This is a genomic window from Roseateles sp. P5_E11 (genome assembly GCF_054049355.1).
Genome location: NZ_JBFUMO010001209.1, coordinates 1 through 532 on the forward strand (window position 1 = coordinate 1; position 532 = coordinate 532).

Here is a 532-nt window from a genome sequence, read left to right on the forward strand (position 1 = left end):
GTGTCGGCCAGGCGACCCGGATCGTCGAKGCCGCCGATGGACGTGAGGATCTCGGGCGGGATCTTCTTGTTGAGCTTGACGTACTGGTCGAACTGCTGAGTGACGGCGCGGCGCAGGGCCTCGACTTCAGGCGCATGCTCGGTCTCGGGCGGAATGGGCGTGACTTCAGCAACGAAGTGCTCACCCGGCTCGGTGATGGACAGGGTCGTAGCGCGCTGCAGGCCTTCGACCAGCACCTTCACGGTGCCATCGGGCAGCTTGAGCATCTGCAGGATGCTGGAGACGCAGCCGACCTCGAACATGTCTTCGGGCTTGGGCTCGTCCTTGCCGGCGGCCTTCTGGGCCACGAGCATGATCTGGCGGCCCGCTTCCATCGCGGCTTCCAGCGCCTTGATGGACTTGGGCCGGCCCACGAACAGCGGGATGACCATGTGCGGGAAGACGACGACATCGCGCAGCGGCAGCAGCGGCAGCGTGATGGGGTCGGCGGGGAGGATGGGATGTCCGGACATGAAGACCTCTCTTTCTCAGG

At 65.3% G+C, this 532-nt stretch carries 1 protein-coding gene; it reads right to left on the reverse strand.

Annotation, left to right across the window (positions count from 1 at the left end; genetic code table 11):
- The coding region (locus ACXJKR_RS34375) for an LON peptidase substrate-binding domain-containing protein (RefSeq protein ID WP_457326677.1) at positions 1-512 on the reverse strand (512 nt) is incomplete at its 3' end.
- Between the last annotated feature and the right edge of the window lie 20 nt (positions 513-532).